Source organism: Pseudoalteromonas sp. NCIMB 1079 (assembly GCF_040567695.1).
GTDB classification, from domain to species: domain Bacteria; phylum Pseudomonadota; class Gammaproteobacteria; order Enterobacterales; family Alteromonadaceae; genus Pseudoalteromonas; species Pseudoalteromonas distincta.
In genome coordinates this window covers 2,097,577-2,118,482 of the sequence record NZ_JBEWZA010000001.1, presented here as the reverse complement: position 1 = coordinate 2,118,482, position 20,906 = coordinate 2,097,577, and the positions used below count along the sequence as shown (strand labels likewise).

Below are 20,906 nucleotides of genomic sequence, written 5' to 3'. Positions count from 1 at the left end.
TAACTTTAAGATGCCAAATACAACTACGTAATTAAGTGTTTTTAGTATTTTTATGCATTTTAAACTTAACTCATTATTTGCCATTGGACTGTGCGCAGTATCACTGCCTTCATTTGCCCAGCAAACAACTCAAATTGAAACTCGCGAACCTGAAGCTGCTACAGGATTAATCCATAAAAAAGTAGTGCAAGGTGATAAATACATGGTAGCTGCGGCAAATCCATATGCCTCAAAAGCCGGCCAACAAATTTTAGCCCAAGGCGGCAGTGCCGTAGATGCTGCGATTGCTACTCAACTAGTGCTTACTTTAGTTGAGCCGCAATCCTCAGGTATTGGCGGTGGTACATTTATGATGTATTACAACAAGGCTAACAATAAATTAACTAGTTTTGATGGCCGCGAAACCGCACCTGCAAATGCAGACGAAACGCTGTTTTTAGATAAACACGGTAAAGCCGTTAAATGGATTGAAGCCGTAGTAGGTGGACGCTCTGTTGGTGTACCCGGTATTTTACATGCCTTTGCAAGCGCACATAAACAATACGGTACATTACCGTGGGAAGCGCTTTTTAAACCTGCTATTGAACTTGCAGAGCAAGGCTTTGTAGTTTCGCCGCGTTTACACGGCTTATTAGCCCGACAGTTAAACCCAGGCGTATTGAGTATGCCGATTATTAACGAATACTTTTACCCAAATGGTAAATTAATTGAAGTGGGTAGTGTTAAAAAGAATCAACCACTTGCTGATTTGTACAAAGACATTGCAAAGCAGGGCATTGATGCATTTTACAAAGGCGAAAATGCAAAACAAATGGTTAATGCTGTAAAGCACTCTAAAATTGCCCCTGGTAAATTAAGTGTGCAAGATTTAGCAGATTACAAAAGCAAAGAACGCGATGCGGTATGTATACAATACCGTGCTTATAACGTGTGTTCTATGGCACCACCAAGTAGTGGCGGCGTAGCAGTACTGCAAATGCTTGGCTTGCTTGAGCATAAAGATATGAGCGCACTTAAACCAAACGCCGAAAAGGCAATTCATTACTTTAGCCAAGCTTCGCGTATTGCATTTGCCGATCGCGATATGTACATGGGCGATCCCGATTTTACTCAAGTACCTACACAAGAGCTCCTAAACAAAGATTACATTGCCTCACGGGCTAAATTAATTACCGAAACAGACCAAAAAGCGGTAGCAGGTAATCCTGTAGGGTACTTAAGTTATGCAATGGATGATTCATACGAGTTACCTTCTACCTCACATGTATCTATTGTAGATAGTAAAGGTAATGCCGTTTCGATGACCAGTTCAATTGAAATGGCGTTTGGCTCTACGGTTATGGTTAATGGCTTTATTTTAAATAACCAACTAACTGACTTTTCGTTATCGCCACGTAAAAATGGCAAGCTTGTAGCAAACCGTGTAGAGGCCGGAAAACGCCCGCGTAGCTCTATGTCACCGGTAATGGTATTTAATAAAGATGGTAGCTTACGCTTAATTGTAGGCTCACCTGGTGGTAGCCGTATCATTGATTACGTTGCACAAGTTGTTGTGGGTGTTATTGACTGGAATTTATCAGCGCAAGACGCCATTAACTTACCGCGTACAACAAATCGTAACGATTACACCAGCCTTGAAAAAGGCACAGCCATAGAAGCCATTGCGCCTGCACTTACCAAGCGCGGTCACAATGTACGTATTATTGATTTAAACTCAGGCTTACACGCAGTTGAGGTTAAAAATAATACCTTATATGGTGGCGCTGATCCGCGCCGTGAAGGTGTTGCGTTATCTGATTTAACTGATAATAACGCCACTATCAAATTTTAAATTATGTATAATATGCATGCGGGCAGTGAAGCCCGCATGTATTTTCTCTCAATGGTCTGACTAGCTTAATTGTCGTTGCAATTAAACCTCTAACACTGATAATGACAGATCATAACTTAAGACTCCGTTAAAGCCTGGAAATATGACAACTAATACTGATCCTAACTACTTATATATTCATCATTCTGGCCCTGGCCTAATTGAAACACCGCTATTAAATAAAGGCAGCGCCTTTAGTAAAAAAGAACGCGAAAATTTCAATCTTGCTGGTTTACTTCCTCCTCGCTTTGAAACAATAGAAGAGCAAGTTGAGCGTTGTTATCAGCAGTATTCTAGCTTTACCGACAACCTTAATAAGCATATTTACTTACGTGCGATTCAAGATAACAACGAAACACTTTACTACCGTTTAGTGCGTGACCACCTTGAAGAAATGATGCCAATCATTTACACACCGACAGTGGGCGATGCTTGTGAAAAATTCTCAGACATTTATCGCAGCGCACGTGGCTTATTTATTTCGTATGAAGATCGCTACCAAATTGACGACATTTTACGCAACGCTACCAAAGGTAAAGTAAAAGTTATTGTTGTAACCGATGGCGAGCGTATTTTAGGCCTAGGCGATCAGGGTATTGGTGGCATGGGTATTCCAATTGGTAAATTGTCACTTTACACAGCGTGTGGTGGTATAAGCCCAGCATACACATTGCCTGTAATGCTTGATGTGGGTACTAATAACGAAAAGCTTTTAAACGATCCTATGTACATGGGTGCACGCCATAAGCGTATTGCTCAAGACGAATACGATGAGTTTTTAGATTTATTCATTAAAGCGGTTAAACGTCGCTGGCCAAATGTATTACTTCAGTTTGAAGATTTTGCACAGCCAAATGCAATGCCATTACTTAAGCGCTACCGCAATGAAATTTGTAGCTTTAACGATGACATTCAAGGTACTGCGGCTGTAACGGTCGGTTCTTTACTTGCTGCGTGTCGTGTTAAAAATTCAACCCTAAGCCAGCAAAAAGTAGTTTTTGTGGGTGCAGGCTCTGCTGGTTGTGGTATTGCTGAGCAAATTATTAGCCAAATGGTTTTTGAAGGTATTTCAGAAGCTCAAGCGCGTAGCCAAGTATTTATGGTTGACCGTTTTGGTTTGCTTAGTGAGGGTATGGAAGACTTACGCGATTTCCAACAAGCACTTGCACAACCTAAAGGCTCTTTAAGTGATTGGACTTACAGCGGCGAATACGCATCACTTCTTGATGTTATGCACTGTGCTGAACCTGACATTCTAATTGGTGTTTCTGGTCAACCTGGCTTATTTACAGAACAAGTAATACGCGCTATGCATGCCGGTTGTGAACAGCCAATTATTTTCCCATTAAGTAATCCATCTAAGCAAGTAGAAGCGCATCCTGCTGATGTGATTAAGTGGACTGACGGTAAAGCACTTGTTGCCACAGGTAGCCCATTTGATCCTGTTGAGTACAATGGCGAGACGTTCCCAATCCCACAATGTAACAACAGTTATATTTTCCCAGGTATTGGTTTAGGTGTTATTGCCGCTAAAGCGACACGCATTACTGATGCTATGTTAAGTGTGTCTAGCGAAATGCTTGCAGAGTCGTCGCCGCGTGCAAACACAGGTAAAGGTAGTTTATTACCAGCCTTGACTGAAATTGAAACGCTAAGTAAACGTATTGCATTTGCCATCGCTAAAAAAGCAATCGAAGAGGGCGTTGCTCTTGAGATTACTGATGATGCATTATGGGCAGCAATCGATAAAAATTACTGGTTACCAAAATACCGTAACTATAAACGCAGTAGTATTTAGTAACGTTTACACGTAATTTTAAGTAAATGGTGTAATAGCATTAGTTACAACGCTTAACAAAAAACAGGCAATTGCCTGTTTTTTTGTGCTTGTTCATATTTAATTAACCACGTACGGTGTTTACTTGCTTTTACATAAAAAGGATCGACTTAATGAAAACACTGACTTTTGTTTTAGGTAGTGCACTGGCTTTAAACGTACTTAGCTTTGATGCACTCGCGGCAGCGACTCCCGATGCTCCTCATATTTATGTTAAGGGCGAAGCGACTCTTACTACAATGCCAGATTACGTACAGCTAAGTGTAGGTATTACCGAAGTTGATAAAGACTTAATTGCTGCTAAAAATAAAACCGACTTAACTATCGCCAAGGCAATTAAGCTCGTAAAAGAGATTGGTGTTAAAGAGGGAGATATAAACGCAGGGCAAATTTCAATAAACCGTGATAGCCAATACAACCGCACTACCGGTAATCAAGAATTTAAAGGCTTTAAGGTTTCTCGTACGTTAACAGTAAAACTCAGCGATATAAATAAATACCCAGAGTTACTACAAAGCTTAGTTAACAACGGTATTAACGAAATTAATCAAACTCAATTTTTAGCAAGCAACTATAACGAGCTGCATAAAAAAGCACAAAAGTTAGCAATTAAAGACGCACGTGACGCAGCAAAAGAGTTTAGTGACGATTATGGCGTTGACTTAAAAGGATTGTACAGCGCATCACTGAGTCCACTCAATGTGCAGTCGCAGCCTTATATGCGCGCAGAAAAAGTAATGATGGCTGATAGCGCACCAAGTAACTATGTACCTGATGCCTACCATGCTGGAGAGATTAAAGTAACAGCGTCAAGCTACGCTGTTTACTACATAGATTAAACGTTATTTTTGGTGGTGCTCAAAACGTGCCACCAACTTCTCACCTTGCTCTTGGCTGATACGCGCTATAGAGTTGAGCATATTAGTCACTTCGCGTCTGTCGTATTCATTAGTTACATGCTCGTTTATGTCATCAACAATTGCATTTAAATAATTAAATAAACTGTTTCGTGCATCGGTATCTTTATGGGCAACAAACAAAATATTTTTAAATGCCTCAAGCACGTTTGTCATTACGTATGCATCGCCTTTGGCGTAATTACGCAGCGGTGTAAAGTTGTCGTGTAATAACTCATCAAAGCTTGTTTCATGAAGGTACAACAATGGGGCATTATCACTGTGCTTAAACGAGTAGTTAATATCGTTAATTGAAAGTCGTTGAATAAGTAAAATACTCAGCATATCAATTGATTTAACTGCAGTACCGGGATCGTTTATGCCTGGGCTCATTGCCTTAACTGCAATTTCTGATATTTGCGTTAATCCATAACGGTAATGATCGCTAATGTACTCTTCTATATAAAAAATAAAGCAGTCGAGAATTTTATTAATCAGCTCTTCATCGTTTGCTATATCTTTATTGCATTTTAAAAACGGGTAACCTTTAACTGTAAAATAGCCTTGGTTTACAGATATATACACCTTTATATCTTGCTCAGCCAAAATAGCACACAGCTTATCGGTATGTACGCCTTTATAATATCCTTCTGTTTTACTGCTAACCGAATGCCATTTGCTAAAGTCCGGAAAGTCTTCAACTGGGTTCTCTTGTTGTCTTTGTATTATTGTTTTAATTTCGTTTTTAGTTTGGCTAAACAAGCCATTTAACACGTTATCAACTTGAATAGCACGTGAAATTGAATGTATAAAAAATACAAACAAACCTAATGAAATCAATCCAAAAACAAGTGCAAACAACACACCTATTGAAGGAATTGCCGTACTGCCACCATCAAGCTTATTAATATTTATAAGCATAATAATAGAGTAAATTATGCTGCCTAAATAAAACCCCAAAACCATTTGGTGTGATTTGCGCGTAATAAGCCCTGGCACTACGCGGGGCGATAAACTCGCACTGGCCGAATTTAAAACCACCATTACCATCGAAAAACTGAACACGGTAAGCGAAATAATACTCCCCGCTAAAGTGCTTAAAATAGTCCGCGCGTTTTCGGCGCTATCTACAAGTACAACCGATATAAACGATTTTAGCTGCTCAACAGGGGCTAAATATTCAACCGACATTGTAATAATGGCAAATACCAAAAAGCCCACTGAAAGCATTGAAGGGTAAAAGCCAATACTGTTAATCATTTCACGGTAACTGTCGGCTACTTTGCGAGGTACAAACATAAAATCCTTATGTATTTTCTACTAACTTAATACCTCTAGCTTAGCATAGGCAATTATTAAACTTCTGATAATGCTGCTCAAATTTATGTGTTATTATCACGCCCACAATAATAGAGCGCATATTTATGCGATAAAATAACAGGAAAACGCCGTGATCATTTCAACTTATGCTGCATTACTCGCATTCTTTTACATTTATTTAAGCTTTAACGTAATAAAAGTGCGCCGTGCGGAGCAAATATCACTTGGTGATAACGGTAATGCAACGCTACAACGTGCTGTGCGTGCCCACGCAAATTTTATGGAATACGTGCCATTTGCTTTAATTTTGCTTTTTTTAGCAGAGTACCAAGGGCTTGCTAGCCATTACAGCCATATATTAGGTGGTGCGTTATTAGTAGGGCGTGTGTTTCAAAACTTAGGCATAGTAGAAAAAAGCCTTAAATATCGCCAAATTGGTACTATTACTACATTTTTAGTCATGATTATCAGCGCCTTTGTATTACTAGTAACACGTGGCTAATTAAAGAAAAGTTAATGAGCAAAATATTTATAATAGGTTTACCACGTACCGGCACAACCAGTGTGTGCCATGCATTTTTAGAGCTTGGCATTACAACAGCGCATACCGCGTATACTAATGCCTGTTTTGAAAATGCCAGCGCAATTGCCGACACTCCCATATTTAACGATTTTAAAGCGCTTGATATTCATTATCCACACTCTAAGTTTATTTATTTAGAGCGCGAACTTGGTGCATGGCTTGTATCAATAAAACAGCTTTTAACGCGTATGCACACTAATTTAACCCGTGCAGACGGGGGCTTTAATATTCATATAAAGCGCTGTTATTTAAATACGTTTAGTGAGCTTTCGCTTAATAATATTAGCGACGATAGTTACTTAGCTCACTGCTATAAAACACATTTTAACGATGCTCACACGTACTTTAAGAATCGTGACAACGATTTTTTATCCATTGATATAGCAAAGCCTGATAGCTACAAAAAACTATGCGATTTTTTAGCATTAAAAAGTGACAAAGCTGATTTTGAAAAAATGAATATGGGCGGTAAAGTCACCGCATGGAACGATATTAAACACCCGCTAAAAGTTGAATCCACCGCTAAAGGGCGCATAGATAAATTGCTGCCTTACAAGATTTTTTAAAACAAATACGTTAAAATCCCCGCATTATTATTTAAGTTGTACAGAACATGTTTGAATTAAAATACCACACCCCATTTGAATGGACCGAAGTTGTCCTTGCTGACTTTAATACTTTTTTACAAGATCATGCCGCTGCAGAAAAAAAAGCATCGGGTATGGCTATGTCTATGCTTTCGCATTACCCAGACAAACGTAAATTAGTAAAAGCCATGACCGACTTAGCATTAGAAGAATTAATACACTTTAAACAAGTGCTTAAGTTACTTTTAGAGCGCGATGTAAACTTAGGTGACGACAAAAAAGACCCGTACATAAAACAAATACGTGCACTGTTTAGACATGGTCGTGATGGTTTTTTAATGGACCGATTACTGGTTGGCGGTGTAATTGAGGCACGCGGTCACGAGCGTTTTTCTTTAGTTGCACAAGCACTTCCTGAGGGTAAAGAAAAAGACTTTTATGTTGCGATTGCCAAGTCAGAAGAAAAACATAAAAACCTTTTTGTAGAGCTTGCTTACGAATACTTTGATAAAGAAGAAGTTGATACTCGCCTAGAAGAGTTACTTACAGCAGAAGCTAAAATCTGTGAAAGCATCCCATTTACAGCTGCTTTGCATTAACTAAAATTAGCGCAGAGCCTATTTTATTCGCTTTGCGCCACCTGCCTCTACTCTCATTTCTTGGTTAAACCCTTCATGAATTATTGATTTGCAATTTGCGAATCAAAATAATAAAACACACTTTCACACATCTTAATGCATTGATAATAAAGATAAAAGCGTTTGGTCTCATACTTGCTACCTATACATTAAGCAAATTGAGGGAAAGGCTTATGTTAAAATTTACTTTTATACTATTACTAATATCTTTTAGCGCCGTAGGCAGTGAAAGTCATTTAGATTATATAGAAAATGCAAATGGTGAGCTGGTACAAAAAGTATCACACTTAGTTAAATGGACACATACTCGCTTTGTGTTTACCCGTTATATTTCGCGTATAGCACTTGGCCACGAAACAACGCTTGATGTGAACGTGGTTAATGGTCGCGAGCTACTAATTTTAGCTAAAAAGTTAGGCCGTACATCTATGATGGTGTGGTACGACGATAAAAGCTCGGAAACATTTTTACTTGGTGTTACCGAAGACTATAGCGTACTGGAAAATGCCTTAAACGATATTCACCCTGACGTGCAACTAACCATAGCACCTGATCGCCATGCTGTTGTATTACGCGGTGAAGTACCTACTATAAATTATCGTCATGCCGCTTATGAAGCTGCAAAAAACTACCTATACGCCAGTAGCTCACAAGCATCACAACCCGTTAGTCGTTATAAATTAGCGTATATTAGTGGAACAGTAATGAGGTAAAACATGAAAAACACTATTGAAAATATGGCTGAAGTTATCGAGTTTAAAGTAACGCCAATAAATAAAACTAAACGACTGCTTTTAGTAGATGATGACTTGCTAATAGAAATAGTAATTAGAAAAATGCTTAACGAAGAAAATATTTTAATAGATTTCGCATCAAGTGCTATAGAGGCGCTACTTATGGTTTCTCAAAATATTTACGATATTATTTTAATGGGTATAGTAATGCCGCAATTTACAGGCACCGACGCAATGCTAAAAATAAGAAAGCATGCTGACGCATCAGCAACAAAAATTATCGCTCATACATTTAGTGAAAACGAAAATAGTGATAACAAGTATGTGAAGCTTGGGTTTAACGGCCTGTTATTGAAGCCAGTTAAGCAAAGTGTATTAATAGAAAATATTAGATATTTTTTGGAATGATAAATTTAAACAGTAGGGCGGTTAACTATTTTTTATTTATAGCTTACTAAAAAATTAAATTATAATTTTTGAAAGCACTAATGTTTATTAGTGCTTTTGTGTATATGAACCTTTAATTTATTTAAATTTGTAAAAGTCCTTTAATAAGAATAATTACTTCAAATTATTTCTTCAAAGTATTACAAACTACGCTTTTGTAATTGTTGCATGTATACGAGTCATCGTTTCACACTTCTTAAAGCGGTTTGATAATCACAATTATTAAACACTGCAATATTATAAAGTCAGTAAATTTATTTAGCCTAGAGCCCACGTATCACAGGGGTTTAACTTTAAAACATTAAGATTTTTTAATAACTAATAAATACTCATCTTGGGATGGAATTTGCTTTATAAGGTTATATTCCAATTTTATAGTTCACGAAATATTATAATTTTTAAAGTTAACGAGGCACAAGCATGAGCAAAACACAGTACGTTACATTAGAAGGTCATCAAATTGCTTATCAAGAAATGGGACAAGGAACACCTTTATTATTGATACACGGTATTCCGACTAATAAATTTTTATGGCGAAATGTGATGCCAAACTTGCATCAAAATATCGGGTAATAGCACCAGATTTACTTAACTTTGGTGAATCAGATATGCCAAGTAACACTGATGTATCTATAAATGCGCAATGTAGAATAATGTGTAAGTTTATAGAAGAGCTCGGTATTTCTAAAGTTAATATTGCTACACATGATATTGGTGGTGGTGTTGCTCAATTAATGGCTGTAAATCATCCGGATAAAGTAAACGGGTTGGTTTTACTTGATAGTGTATGTTTTGATTCTTGGCCAATACCAGAATTTGAACCTTTACTAGAACCAGGCGTAGAAGGAAAAAACATCTGTAGATGAATTTGTTGATACATTAAGAGATTTCATGCCCAAAGGTGTTTACGACTCGAACGTAATGACTGAAGAGTTGATGAAAATATGCTTAACACCATGGAGTAATGAAAAAGGAAAAGCCGCTTTATTTAGTAACATGCGCAGGCTCAATAAAGAATATACCGAAGCTATTACAGGCGATCTTAAAAGCTTACCTCATGAAACACTCATAATATGGGGTAAAGAAGACAAATTTCAAAAGCCAAAGTATGCACCAATGTTAGAAGAAGCAATTCCAAATTCGTCATTGGTTTGGATAGATAAAGCCGCACATTGGGTTATTGATGAACATCCAGATAAAGTGTCTGAGCTTATTAGTGATTTTATGAATGATAAATTATTCTAGTGAATTACTAGGATAATTTAAATCTATCAATTTCAATATGTTAAGTTTGATTGTGTAAAGTAGCTAATAGGCAATCATTTTAATACCGCTTGATTATATTAATAACCAAGCGGTATTTTTATATGTTCAATAAGCTAATACCGTAAATGGGTAAGGCACTAACTATTAAGATAAGTAGGTTAATGCTTATTAAATAGTCAAAATATCGCGTTTATACGTTAATTAATGAAGGTGAGTAACTTAGTTATGTATTTATTTATGCTATTTAACATAATATAAATTATAGGTAGTTAATGTATATATAGAAAGAGCGCTTAAATGCGCTCTTGCTATGTCCAATACTAGACGGTATCGGACATTAAGTGTATAACTAGTATTACTAATACAGATACTTTATTTATCAATTTGTTTAATCAATACTAAGTAAACGCTCAGCTGTATATTCGTTAGTAATTAATCCACTGATCATGTTTGACCTTACTGCGCCCAAAATGGCTAACACTTTTTCTTCACCAGCAGCTATCGCATAAATCTGTTTGTTAGCATTTGTTTTTAATGGCGTACTTGCTACACGCTGATTAACTGTGCAATCTAAAAGCTTACCGTTTTTATCAAACACCCAACTAATCATTTCACCAACAGCACCAAGATCTTGTAGCTCTTTAAGTTCTTGCGCATCAATAAAACCATCTATATGTAATGGCGACTTTTCACCTAAGCTACCAATACCCACAAATGTTACATCGGCATCTTTAGCGAGTTTTAAATTACCGGTAATATTTTGTTGTGCGTGTAACTGTTCTTTTTCTTCAATGCTTCTTGGTAAAACTGGCAATGGCATTGGATAATGTTTTGCATTAGTGTGTTCGGCCATTCTTACTACAACATCATAAGGTGAAGCCGATCCATCCAAAGCCATATTACCTAGCATGGCTACAATTTTATGTTGCGGACAATCAACAATTCTTAGCTCATCCACACATGAACGTAAAACTCGACCGGTTCCCATAGCAAGTACTTTGGGTTGTTCTGATTTTAGATGACGTTCTATTTCTGCCGCGCCAGCTTGAGCCAAACCTAATGTAGATGAAGGTTCAGATGGATCGCTCGGTACAACTTCACACGAATCTAACCCAAAACGGCTTTTTAATTTTTCAGCTAAATCCATACATTTGGCAATCGGGTGGTCAAGTCTAACTTTAATTAATCCTTGGCTCACAGATAATGCGACCATTCTTTGTGCAGATTGACGAGATATATTTAGTTTTTTAGCAATTTCATCTTGTGTGTTACCGCCAACATAATATAACCACCCTGCTCTGGCTGCATCATCTAGCTTTCTAATTTCTGTATTTGATAGCTTTACCACGTAAACCTCTTAAAATAGAAGGAAAACTAAGTCCTTATTTTTATTACATAATTTTAATTATATGTGCTGCTATATAAATTATTTTATTAATTTTGGAGTATCTATTTATCAATAACGTTTTTGTTATTTATAGTTGTAAATATACCATTCCTTAATAAAAAATACCTAGGTTTCATAGGATTATGTAATTAGAATTTAATTAATAGCACCTTTATAAAGGTGCTATTTAAGGTAATTAAAGATTGGCTCTAGCGAATTGTTAAACCGTTATTATCAAACTTTAATACTTTATCAGCCGGTGCGCTTAGGTAAATACTATCGCCATATTTTAACGGACAATCACCATCTGCTTTTACTGTTACGGTCCCTTTGCCTTCAATATTTATATGTAAAAAGCTCTCCGATCCTAAATGTTCAATTACACCTACAGTACCAGCCCACGTTCCTTGCTCAGTAGAGAGTGTTATATGCTCTGGTCGTATACCAATACAACTAACATTCGCATCTTCATTTTGTGGAGCATCTATAAAATTCATTTTTGGAGAGCCAATAAAACCAGCTACAAATTTGTTTACTGGGTTTTTATAAAGCTCTAAAGGTGTGCCTACCTGTTCAATAATACCGGCATTAAATACCGCGATTCTATCTGCCATTGTCATAGCTTCAACCTGATCGTGCGTAACATAAATCATTGTTGTAGCTAAACTTTTATGTAATTCAGATATTTCTAAACGCATAATTAGTTTGGAACGACGGCTATCTTTTATAGTCATAATTAACCCTCCAAGTTTTTGCCAATTAAGCGCATTAAAAATATAGCGACAATATTTGCAATTATTACTGCAACTATGCCCCCTGCCGAACCGCCACCTACATCAAATTGAAGTAGTGATTGCGTGTAAATTAAGTACGTTATATTGGTCGACGAATAACCAGGACCACCGCTGGTTGTAACTAATATTTCAGCAAAGATTGACAATAAAAATATAGTTTCGATTAAAATAACAGCGGTTACAGCGCGCGATAAGTGCGGCAAAACGATGTAAAAAAACTTACTATGTGGGCCAGCTCCGTCTAAATCAGCCGCTTCTAATTGTTCACGGTCTAATGACTGTATTGCTGTTAGCAGTATTAATGCTGCAAATGGTAACCACTGCCAAGACACAATTATGATGATTGAAAATAACGGCATTTGAGCAAAAAAGTCGATAGGTTCAAAGCCAAGCCAAATCGCGAAATGTGCAAATAAGCCATTAACTGGGTTCATTAGCATGTTTTTCCATACCAATGCCGACACAGTTGGCATTACAAAAAATGGGGCTAGTACCATAATGCGAACGTAATTTCGTCCCCATATTGCTTGGTCTAGTAAAATAGCTAAGCCAATACCACCACAAATAGTGATAAGTAAAACCCCAGTTACTAGGTAAAGCGTGTTAAAAAATGATTCAAAAAAAGCCGGATCAGTTAGAAAAAACTCATAGTTTAAAAAGCCTACAAACTCTTTATCCCCTGGAACGAGTAAGTTGTAATCAATAAATGAAAAATACAGTGTCATACACAGCGGAACTATCATCCAAGCAAGTAATAAAATTACACTAGGAAGAAGCATAAACCGAGCAAGCGTGCGCGAGTTAGTTGTTGCCATAAAGGTGACCTTAAAAAAGCCAATTCTATTTACTTGTTAACTATCAAGTGTAAATCAGAAACCCTTGATAGTGTTTATAACTAACAAGTAAATAGAATTGACATAAAATATTGGGTAAGTTTGAGTAATTACCCGCCCATTACTTGCTATTTAGGATAGCGAGCTTTACGCATTGTTCGCTTAACAAGGTGCTGAGACGTACTAAGCGCTTGCTTAACGGTCATTTGGCCAGTTAATGCTGCTGAGAATTGTTGCCCAACAGCTGTACCAATTCCTTGAAACTCAGGAATAGCAACAAACTGAATACCTACATAAGGCACCGGTTTAACGGTCGGATTTTTAGGATCTGCAGATTGAATAGAATCTAAGGTAATTTGCGCAAACGGTGCTGCGTCCATGTACTTTTGATTACTGTAAAGTGATTTACGTGTACCTGGCGGTACTTTTGCCCAACCTTTTTTGTCGGCTACAAGTTGAGTGTATTCTTTAGATGTTGCCCAGCTAATAAATTTCATTGCGGCATCTGGTTTTTTGCTGCTTGCCGGTACGGCTAAAGTCCAAGACCATAACCAGTTACCGCGTTTACCTAGACCGTTATCTGGTGCAAGTGCAAACCATACTTTATCGGCAACTTCTGAGTCTTTTTTGTTAGTAACAAATGCGCCTGCAACGGTTGCATCAATCCAAATACCACATTTTCCGGTTTGAAATAGTGCAAGGTTTTCATTAAAACCGTTTGCTGATGAACCAGCAGGACCAGATTCTTTCATCACATCGACATAATACTGAAGGGTATTTTCCCACTCTGGGGTATTAAACTGAGGTTTCCAATTTTCATCAAACCAACGCGCACCAAACGAATTTGCCATGGATGTAATAAGCGCAACGTTTTCGCCCCAACCTGCTTTACCACGTAGACAAAGGCCATAAACACCTTCTTTTTTATCTGTCATCGCTTTAGCAGCTTTGCGTATAAAGTCCCATGTTGGGGCTTTAGGCATAGTTAGCCCTGCTTTTTCCATTAAGTCAGTGCGGTACATAACCATTGAACTTTCACCATAAAATGGTGCAGCATAAAGTTTGTCGTTAATCGTTAAACCGCTTCGAATTGCCGGAATTAAATCGTCTAAATCGTAGTTTTCACCTAAATTATCCAGCTCTTTTATCCAATTTTGTTTGCCCCAAATTGGTACTTCATAAGTACCTATGGTCATAACATCGTATTGGCCGCCCTTTGTTGCTACATCGGTAGTGACACGTTGGCGAAGAATGTTTTCCTCTAGAGTGACCCATTTTAGATCTATATCAGGGTTTTTGCTGGTAAAGTCACTACTTAATTCTTTCATGGTGATCATGTCACCGTTATTAACAGTCGCTATTGTAATTGTTTCTTTTGCCGCAGCGCCCATGCTTATAAAGCCACACGCGAGCATAATTAATTTATTTTTCATCGGGTATTCCCCATACACGTTATGCTTTAACAAGTGCTATTAAATTTCAATCTATTGCCAATTCTATTTATGGCAGTTTTAACGCATAAAACTGCCCGCAAAGTGCCTTTATAGGTCCTTTGTTTAAATAGTTAGACTAGTTGGATAATGATTTAAAATTTAACAGATATTTCAGAAGTGAAGCCGTCAAATCCTTTACCGATTTGGCCGCCCGAATTAACACCTTCTTCTTGGTTAACATACTCAACTTTTAAAAGCGTTTTATCGTTAAACCAGTAACCTGCGGCTACTTGAATACGCTCTACTGTGTTGTCTGTTTGTTCAATTAAGTCGGAAGTGTTTTCGGCTTCTGCATAACGAGCCGCTACATATAGCTTTTTAGGAATAATATATTGTTGTGCTTCAAACACGAAGTACTCAACCGATGAGTCGCCTTCTATTACACTGTTTGAATCAAAAGTAGTGCCATTTTCATCAGCTATGCCGTTTGTACCAAAGTAGGTAATACCGGCAACTGCATTACCAGCGGCATCTGCAAATGTGTAGTCATCAGATGATTTACCAACCATAAAAATTAGACTAGTTTCGTCAGATGGTTGATAAGCTAAGTTAAGCTGGATGATTGATTGCTCAAGCCCTGGCATTGCGCCAACGTGAGTGTCACGCTCATTCGAAGGTGACGCTGAGAAATTATAGTTTTCACCATCGCCAAAGCGATAGTTTGTTGTGGTTACACCATTAAGACTTGCTACGCCATTTTCAAAACGTAACTGGTCGCCTTGATTCGCTTTTAATAAGTTTAAACCTGCTTTAAAGCCACCTTCAAATTCTAAAGTACCTTGAAGTCGGTAGTTATAACCTCTGTCTTCTTGAAATGCTTCACCGAAACTTGAAGTCGTAATGTGACCTGTAACATTATACGCACGTACTACACCACTATCGAAAGTTTCGCTGTAACTTAGCTGTGCACCGTTTTCTGCGGTTGCGTAATCGGTAATACCATTACCAATAAGTGCATTACTTTGGTTATCTGCGCCGTCTTGAAAACCTTTAAATTGGAAAGGCGACCCACCAATGTTACCTAAACGCAGTGTTAAATTTGCGTTTTCTTTTGGTGTGCCATAAAGGCCTAGTAAGTCAAATTCAACACCTGCAAAATCGTTGTGAAATGAAAAGTCACGATCTTCGCCACCAAAGTCATTAGGCTCTTCTGCAATATCTATATCGGCAGTAATGAACTCGTTAATATGAAATTTAAGCATTAGATTTGCTCTAATACGGCCAAATCCTGATTCTTGTTCTTCATCTTCTGGACGAAATGCACCGTCTTTAGCCTGAATTGACTGAAAGTTTTGCATTAGTAAAAAGTCTACGTCAACGCGATCTAAATATTCAGAAATATCAGCCTGTGCTGGAGCCGATGTAGCCATAGCTGCCGCTATGAGAGAAATTGCAAATTTAGTCTTTTTATTATTCAACATAATAAGCTCTTTATTTAGTGTGGTGTGTAATGCCAACTTTATTAAATTGCATTTTCATTTAATGAAATTGGTATTAATTCAGTGTGTATAGATGAGGCTGACTGAGCAAAACATTAAATGGTTAATGAAAATGCACTTGTGAGCATAAGCTCATCTGCTGGGCATAATCACAGAATGAATTTAGAAGGTCAACGATTTTTTATTACAAAACGTTTACAAAAAATCGAATTTGTATGTAAATATTTTTGAATCAATAAGTTAAGTAGCAAATTTGTTACATCAAATTTTGATGGAATAAAGTTTAGGATTAAGGGATTTATTGTAGATACGTCATTATTGTTCATTACAATTAATGAAAATATAAGTTAGTAGAAGATATGAAAGCAGGTAATCCTTTAAAAATAGGTTGTTGGGTAAACCTATAAACAGTTTATTTATTAGTGTTTTTTAAGTAACGTTCTTGAGCTTATGAAGGGGTTAGCTTAGTATTAAAGCACTTAGATGTATTCAAAATAGAAGTAACCTACATATGGAATTTGTTCGCCCGCTAGAGCCCATCCTCATTATTGATGACGTTAAGGAAATTCGTGATTATCTAAACCAAATTTTAACTGACTTAGGGTTTGAAGATATATTAGAAAGCGCCGATTTTAGCTCAGCTAAACCTATTATGGACAATAAACCGCCAGGCGTTATATTTGTAGATGTAGATTTACCTGACTCTAACGGTGCAGATATTTTGGAATACATTAATAGTGCTTACCCGCACACTCATGTTGTTATGTGCTCTGGCCACAATAGTCTCGAAAACGTACAAAACACGTGGGAAATGGGCGCTAAAGGCTTTATTGCAAAACCTTTCAACACAAAAAAAGTAGACACTGTAATGAAGCGTCTTGAAATAATAGAATAATAATAAGGTTAGCATGCATAGTACTGTTACTGCGATTATAGACGATCTTTCGAGTGTTATATTTGGAAAACAACAACAAATAAAACTGGCACTTACATGCTTATTTAGCGAAGGACATTTACTCATTGAAGATTTGCCTGGTATGGGAAAAACCACTCTTTCTCATGCATTGTCAGCTGTGCTAGGTTTATCGTATCAGCGTATACAATTTACCAGTGATCTTCTTCCTGCTGATATTTTGGGTACTAATGTGTTTAACTCTACCGAGCACAGTTTTACGTTTCATAAAGGCCCTATTTTTAGCCAAGTTGTTTTAGCTGATGAAATAAACCGCGCAGGACCCAAAACACAAAGTGCGTTGCTTGAAGCAATGGAAGAGCAGCAAGTAACAGTTGATGGAAAAAAATATACGCTGCCAAATCCATTTTTTGTGATAGCAACACAAAACCCGCTTTATCAATCAGGTACCTACCCGTTACCTGAGTCGCAATTAGACCGATTTTTAATGCGCATTAGCTTAGGTTTTCCACCTAAAGAAGCCGAAAAACGCTTAATTTTGAATATGCAAAAACGAGATTACAGCCAATTACCTAAGCGTATTAACCAACAAGAGTTAGCGGCAATTCAAACCCAGATAAGCCAAATTGCTTTAAGTAGCCCGGTTATTGACTACATTATAGAGCTTGTTAATTACACACGCACAAGCAACGCTTTTGCATCATCGTTATCACCTCGTGCTAGTATGGCTCTGGCTAAAGCGGCTAGGTCGTGGGCCTTTATTGATGGTCGTGATTTTGTAATGCCAGAAGATGTTCAAGCTGTATTTGCAAGTGTGTGTCAGCATCGATTAGGTTTGCATAACGAGTCAGGTGAAGCGCAAGTAAATGATATTTTAAAAAACGTTTTAGTTCCGGTATAAATTTTTATGCCAAAAAAAACAGCTAAGCGCCCTTCTTTATTTAAGTCATTTAAGCAAAGTGTATTTAATAAGTTATTAAAAAATAAACATTTAAAAAACTCAATTACACTTGAACACAGAACAATTTATGTATTGCCATCATCCCTCGGTTGGTACTTTGTAATTGTTGCTATTTTAAACTTTGTAATGGGCATTAATTATCAAAATAATTTAATTTTAATAATGTCTTATCTTATGTTTGTGGTAATGATTATTGCTGTATTAATGGGCTACAGTAACGCTAAAGGCTTAACAGTTAAATTTAAAGATGCATTTAACAGCTACGCTCCTCAAAAACCGAGTATTATATTTGAATTACAAAGCCCTTCTGTTACCCAATCTATTAATTTAACATATCAAGATAGTGACCAAACTCACAAACATACCGGCCAAGTTGATAGTAAACCTCAGTTACTTACACTCAACTTACCCTACAGCTCACGCGGTAAGTACTCAGTGCAACGTATTAAAATAGCGAGTAACTATCCCTTTGGTTTGATGACTGTTTGGAGCTACATTCAATTACAAGAAGATATATTTGTATACCCGTCGCATGAACAAGTACACAGTGATGCGCATGTTTCTATGCTTGATGAGCAAGCCGATAAAGGTATTTCTACACAATCTGGTAGCGAAGAGTTTGAGTCTCTTATCCCACATTTACCTGAAATGGGCTTGCAAAGAGTGTCGTGGAAACATTACGCAAAAACTCAGCAGTTGTTAGTTAAAGAATTTGTAGACTTTAAAACAGCAAATGCACTCTTCGATTTTACGTTAATGAATGGAGATACAGAACAACGTTTAAGCCAGTTATGCTTTTTAGTGTGTGAAGCAACCGAGAAAAACACCCCTTTTATGTTAAAACTACCGAATAAAACGATAAATACAAATACCGGACAGCAACATAAGCAGCAATGCTTAGAGTTATTATGCTCATTTAATGGTGATGTGTAATGGACATACTTAAAAACGAAAAAGTAATAAATTATTCGCTGTCTTTTATATATGCATGTTTGATTGTATTTTTTGTATCACATTTACCGCTTGTTTTCGTAGGTGTACTTTCACTTATTTGTGCATGGAACTTTTACATAACGCTGAGTAATAAACCCAAGCCAAATGCTTGGCTGGCAAATATACTCGCAGGTGTGTCATTAGGTTTAATGCTCTACACAGTAGGCATGTCGGATACGGTTATTTTATTTGTGGCCATGCTGCTACTTGCTAGTTTATTTAAGTTGCTGCAGGCTAAAACCAAAAAACACTATCATGTAATTACAACGCTTACGTTTTTTTCACTCTCATCGGTGTATTTATTTAACCAAAGTATTTTAACGACGTTAACGGTAAGTAATTTATACATATTAAACTTTGCAGTACTTGGCCTACTCGAGTCCAAACATAATTTAAAAATCGCCTCTAAGCAAAGTGGTAAATTGCTACTTTTAGCGCTTCCTTTAGCTATATTTTTACTGCTTTTTTTACCAAAAATGCCCGCCTTTTGGCAGCTACCTGGACCTAAGCTTGCTAAAACAGGGCTTTCTGAACAAGTCGATCCTTTCGATATTGCTAAGCTTTCAAACTCAGATGAACTTGTGTTTAGAGCTAAATTTAATAAAGAAAAGCCTGTAGCGCCTTATTATTGGCGAGCAATAGTCCATGATGAGTTTAATGGCAATGCGTGGCTTACGTCTGACTTTTTAAAATATAATAATGTAAAAACAAATACGCAGAGCGAAAATGATGAGCAACTTATTGCAAGCTACTCAGTTATTACAGAGCCTGCTACACAAAAATGGCTCTATGGTTTAGCGTATTCCAGTAGTAACTCACCAAATGTTGAAGGTAATTCGCTAGGTTTATTGCGTAAAAAAAGTCGCCAAGCTAAAAACTTACAATACGATGTAAATAGCTTTAACTTCACAGCTTTACCGCTTGGCGAATTTGAAGAAAAACGCTACAAATACCTCGCTTATAAAAAGAATGTAAAAACATCATCACTTGCTAAAAAATTAGAGCAAGATACACACTCTGATCGCGATTTTTATAACCGCTTATTACAATACTTTGCAGGTACGGGATTTACTTACACATTAACTCCCACTCCTATGAGCGGTGATAATACAATTGACCAATTTTTATTTGAAAACCAACGTGGCTTTTGTGGCCACTATGCCAGTGCCGCTGCGTACATGTTTAGAACCGCAGGTATACCCGCTCGACTAGTAAGTGGCTATTTAGGTGGTGAATTAAATCAAGATAATAATACGCTCACTGTTCGCCAATACGACGCACATGCATGGGTAGAAGTATTTTTACAAAACGAAGGTTGGGTTATTTTTGATGCAACCGCCGTTGTTGCACCAGAGCGTTTAAATGGCTCACTTTCGCAGAACGAAGAGCTGAATGACGAATTTAAAAGTAACCTTGATTTTGGTTTAGTGAGTTTAAGTAATTTCCCCGCTATTAATTGGTTAAGGTTGGAACTTGAAAACCTCGATTATCAATGGTCTAGCTGGGTACTTGGTTTTGACGAAGAAAAACAAAATGATTTTTTAAAATCGATTTTTGGTAGTAAATACATTTGGCTTGGACCATTAATGGTTTTACTAACAGCTGGTTTTTGTTTTATAGGTTATTTTATTTATTTAAACTTGCCAAAACGCCCGTCTAAATTAGCGCCTATGGTTAAAGAGTTTTATGAAGTAAAAGCATGGGCTAAAAAACAAAAAATAAATACACCCGATAATTTAACACCGAGTCAGCAGTTAGACTTTTTTGCTGATCAACTTCCTCGTTCTGCACAATCTATAAACACTTTTAGGCAGTTATTTAACCAAGTACGCTATGGTAAAAAACCTTTTACGAAAGAGCGTAAAACTCAGGCTAAAGATCTGATAAAATTAATTAAAATTTCCAAATAGAGAAT

Annotated in this window: 17 protein-coding genes and 2 pseudogenes; 13 read left to right on the top strand and 6 right to left on the bottom strand. The window is 37.1% G+C overall.

All coding sequences use genetic code 11. The features are described 5' to 3' along the window. The first annotated feature begins 52 nt into the window (after window positions 1-52). The 3 genes from ggt (at window position 53) to ABX891_RS09795 (ending at window position 4,546) form a co-directional block, all read left to right on the top strand. Window positions 53-1,831 carry a gamma-glutamyltransferase gene (gene ggt / locus ABX891_RS09805; RefSeq protein ID WP_354629388.1) on the top strand — a complete coding sequence of 593 codons (1,779 nt, stop codon included), beginning with the start codon at window positions 53-55 and terminating at the stop codon, window positions 1,829-1,831. Between the two features lie 142 nt (window positions 1,832-1,973). Beyond that, entirely contained in the window at window positions 1,974-3,668 is a 1,695-nt protein-coding gene (locus ABX891_RS09800; RefSeq protein WP_354629387.1) for an NAD-dependent malic enzyme, read from the top strand. Between the two features lie 152 nt (window positions 3,669-3,820). Beyond that, window positions 3,821-4,546 (top strand): SIMPL domain-containing protein, encoded by a 726-nt coding sequence (locus ABX891_RS09795; RefSeq protein ID WP_354629386.1) that lies wholly within the window; start codon window positions 3,821-3,823, stop codon window positions 4,544-4,546. Between the two features lie 3 nt (window positions 4,547-4,549). On the opposite strand, the gene ABX891_RS09790 is transcribed toward ABX891_RS09795, so the two are convergent. Then, a complete protein-coding gene (locus ABX891_RS09790) occupies window positions 4,550-5,902 on the bottom strand; it encodes a DUF2254 domain-containing protein (RefSeq protein WP_354629385.1) in 1,353 nt (450 codons plus the stop codon). 151 nt (window positions 5,903-6,053) lie between these two features. Between ABX891_RS09790 and ABX891_RS09785 the strand changes: the two genes are divergently transcribed. From ABX891_RS09785 to ABX891_RS09760, 6 genes and pseudogenes are all read left to right on the top strand, one after another. Further along, entirely contained in the window at window positions 6,054-6,425 is a 372-nt protein-coding gene (locus ABX891_RS09785) for an MAPEG family protein (protein ID WP_165743841.1), read from the top strand. A 14-nt stretch (window positions 6,426-6,439) separates the two neighbouring features. Then, a complete protein-coding gene (locus tag ABX891_RS09780; RefSeq protein ID WP_165743840.1) occupies window positions 6,440-7,072 on the top strand; it encodes a sulfotransferase in 633 nt (210 codons plus the stop codon). 47 nt (window positions 7,073-7,119) lie between these two features. Further along, window positions 7,120-7,692 carry a MiaE family protein gene (locus ABX891_RS09775; RefSeq protein ID WP_165743839.1) on the top strand — a complete coding sequence of 191 codons (573 nt, stop codon included), beginning with the start codon at window positions 7,120-7,122 and terminating at the stop codon, window positions 7,690-7,692. 212 nt (window positions 7,693-7,904) lie between these two features. Further along, window positions 7,905-8,444, top strand: a complete 540-nt coding sequence (locus tag ABX891_RS09770) for a pilus assembly protein N-terminal domain-containing protein (protein WP_354629384.1) — start codon at window positions 7,905-7,907, stop codon at window positions 8,442-8,444. Window positions 8,445-8,447: 3 nt separating this feature from the next. After that, window positions 8,448-8,873 carry a response regulator gene (locus tag ABX891_RS09765; protein WP_354629383.1) on the top strand — a complete coding sequence of 142 codons (426 nt, stop codon included), beginning with the start codon at window positions 8,448-8,450 and terminating at the stop codon, window positions 8,871-8,873. A 459-nt stretch (window positions 8,874-9,332) separates the two neighbouring features. Further along, a pseudogene (locus ABX891_RS09760) lies at window positions 9,333-10,157 on the top strand (alpha/beta fold hydrolase). 409 nt (window positions 10,158-10,566) lie between these two features. Here the strand turns inward: ABX891_RS09760 and ABX891_RS09755 are convergent. The 5 genes and pseudogenes from ABX891_RS09755 to ABX891_RS09735 all read right to left on the bottom strand — a co-directional run bounded on the left by ABX891_RS09755 (window position 10,567) and on the right by ABX891_RS09735 (window position 16,106). After that, window positions 10,567-11,526, bottom strand: coding sequence for a sugar-binding transcriptional regulator (locus tag ABX891_RS09755; protein ID WP_354629382.1), 960 nt, complete (start codon window positions 11,524-11,526; stop codon window positions 10,567-10,569). 248 nt (window positions 11,527-11,774) lie between these two features. Then, a pseudogene (locus tag ABX891_RS09750) lies at window positions 11,775-12,263 on the bottom strand (ABC transporter ATP-binding protein); the annotation flags it as partial. A gap of 38 nt (window positions 12,264-12,301) precedes the next feature. After that, window positions 12,302-13,174 (bottom strand): carbohydrate ABC transporter permease, encoded by an 873-nt coding sequence (locus ABX891_RS09745; RefSeq protein ID WP_354629381.1) that lies wholly within the window; start codon window positions 13,172-13,174, stop codon window positions 12,302-12,304. Between the two features lie 146 nt (window positions 13,175-13,320). Further along, window positions 13,321-14,625: an ABC transporter substrate-binding protein gene (locus ABX891_RS09740; RefSeq protein ID WP_354629380.1), complete on the bottom strand. Its 1,305-nt coding sequence runs from the start codon at window positions 14,623-14,625 to the stop codon at window positions 13,321-13,323. A gap of 152 nt (window positions 14,626-14,777) precedes the next feature. Further along, complete coding sequence (locus ABX891_RS09735) at window positions 14,778-16,106, bottom strand: hypothetical protein (protein ID WP_182681299.1); 1,329 nt, start codon at window positions 16,104-16,106, stop codon at window positions 14,778-14,780. A gap of 529 nt (window positions 16,107-16,635) precedes the next feature. On the opposite strand from ABX891_RS09735, the gene ABX891_RS09730 reads away from it, so the two are divergent. The 4 genes from ABX891_RS09730 to ABX891_RS09715 are packed head-to-tail and all read left to right on the top strand — an operon-like array spanning window position 16,636 to window position 20,901. Beyond that, on the top strand, window positions 16,636-17,019 hold the full coding sequence (locus ABX891_RS09730; protein ID WP_193226407.1) for a response regulator: 384 nt from the start codon (window positions 16,636-16,638) through the stop codon (window positions 17,017-17,019). Between the two features lie 13 nt (window positions 17,020-17,032). Further along, window positions 17,033-17,938 carry an AAA family ATPase gene (locus ABX891_RS09725; protein WP_182681300.1) on the top strand — a complete coding sequence of 302 codons (906 nt, stop codon included), beginning with the start codon at window positions 17,033-17,035 and terminating at the stop codon, window positions 17,936-17,938. 6 nt (window positions 17,939-17,944) lie between these two features. Next, window positions 17,945-18,931 (top strand): DUF58 domain-containing protein, encoded by a 987-nt coding sequence (locus ABX891_RS09720; protein ID WP_354629379.1) that lies wholly within the window; start codon window positions 17,945-17,947, stop codon window positions 18,929-18,931. Then, window positions 18,931-20,901, top strand: coding sequence for a transglutaminase TgpA family protein (locus ABX891_RS09715; RefSeq protein ID WP_354629378.1), 1,971 nt, complete (start codon window positions 18,931-18,933; stop codon window positions 20,899-20,901). Before ABX891_RS09720 ends, ABX891_RS09715 begins: the two co-directional genes overlap by 1 nt. Window positions 20,902-20,906: the final 5 nt, after the last annotated feature.

Excerpts from the sequence above, each read along its gene's own strand:
- ABX891_RS09765 (WP_354629383.1), top strand. The coding sequence starts at position 8,448 with ATGAAAAACACTATTGAAAATATGGCTGAAGTTATCGAGTTTAAAGTA.
- ggt (WP_354629388.1), top strand. The coding sequence starts at position 53 with ATGCATTTTAAACTTAACTCATTATTTGCCATTGGACTGTGCGCAGTA.
- ABX891_RS09740 (WP_354629380.1), bottom strand. The coding sequence starts at position 14,625 with ATGAAAAATAAATTAATTATGCTCGCGTGTGGCTTTATAAGCATGGGC.
- ABX891_RS09790 (WP_354629385.1), bottom strand. The coding sequence starts at position 5,902 with ATGTTTGTACCTCGCAAAGTAGCCGACAGTTACCGTGAAATGATTAAC.
- ABX891_RS09780 (WP_165743840.1), top strand. The coding sequence starts at position 6,440 with ATGAGCAAAATATTTATAATAGGTTTACCACGTACCGGCACAACCAGT.
- ABX891_RS09735 (WP_182681299.1), bottom strand. The coding sequence starts at position 16,106 with ATGTTGAATAATAAAAAGACTAAATTTGCAATTTCTCTCATAGCGGCA.
- ABX891_RS09730 (WP_193226407.1), top strand. The coding sequence starts at position 16,636 with ATGGAATTTGTTCGCCCGCTAGAGCCCATCCTCATTATTGATGACGTT.
- ABX891_RS09720 (WP_354629379.1), top strand. The coding sequence starts at position 17,945 with ATGCCAAAAAAAACAGCTAAGCGCCCTTCTTTATTTAAGTCATTTAAG.
- ABX891_RS09725 (WP_182681300.1), top strand. The coding sequence starts at position 17,033 with ATGCATAGTACTGTTACTGCGATTATAGACGATCTTTCGAGTGTTATA.
- ABX891_RS09775 (WP_165743839.1), top strand. The coding sequence starts at position 7,120 with ATGTTTGAATTAAAATACCACACCCCATTTGAATGGACCGAAGTTGTC.
- ABX891_RS09795 (WP_354629386.1), top strand. The coding sequence starts at position 3,821 with ATGAAAACACTGACTTTTGTTTTAGGTAGTGCACTGGCTTTAAACGTA.
- ABX891_RS09770 (WP_354629384.1), top strand. The coding sequence starts at position 7,905 with ATGTTAAAATTTACTTTTATACTATTACTAATATCTTTTAGCGCCGTA.
- ABX891_RS09800 (WP_354629387.1), top strand. The coding sequence starts at position 1,974 with ATGACAACTAATACTGATCCTAACTACTTATATATTCATCATTCTGGC.
- ABX891_RS09715 (WP_354629378.1), top strand. The coding sequence starts at position 18,931 with ATGGACATACTTAAAAACGAAAAAGTAATAAATTATTCGCTGTCTTTT.
- ABX891_RS09745 (WP_354629381.1), bottom strand. The coding sequence starts at position 13,174 with ATGGCAACAACTAACTCGCGCACGCTTGCTCGGTTTATGCTTCTTCCT.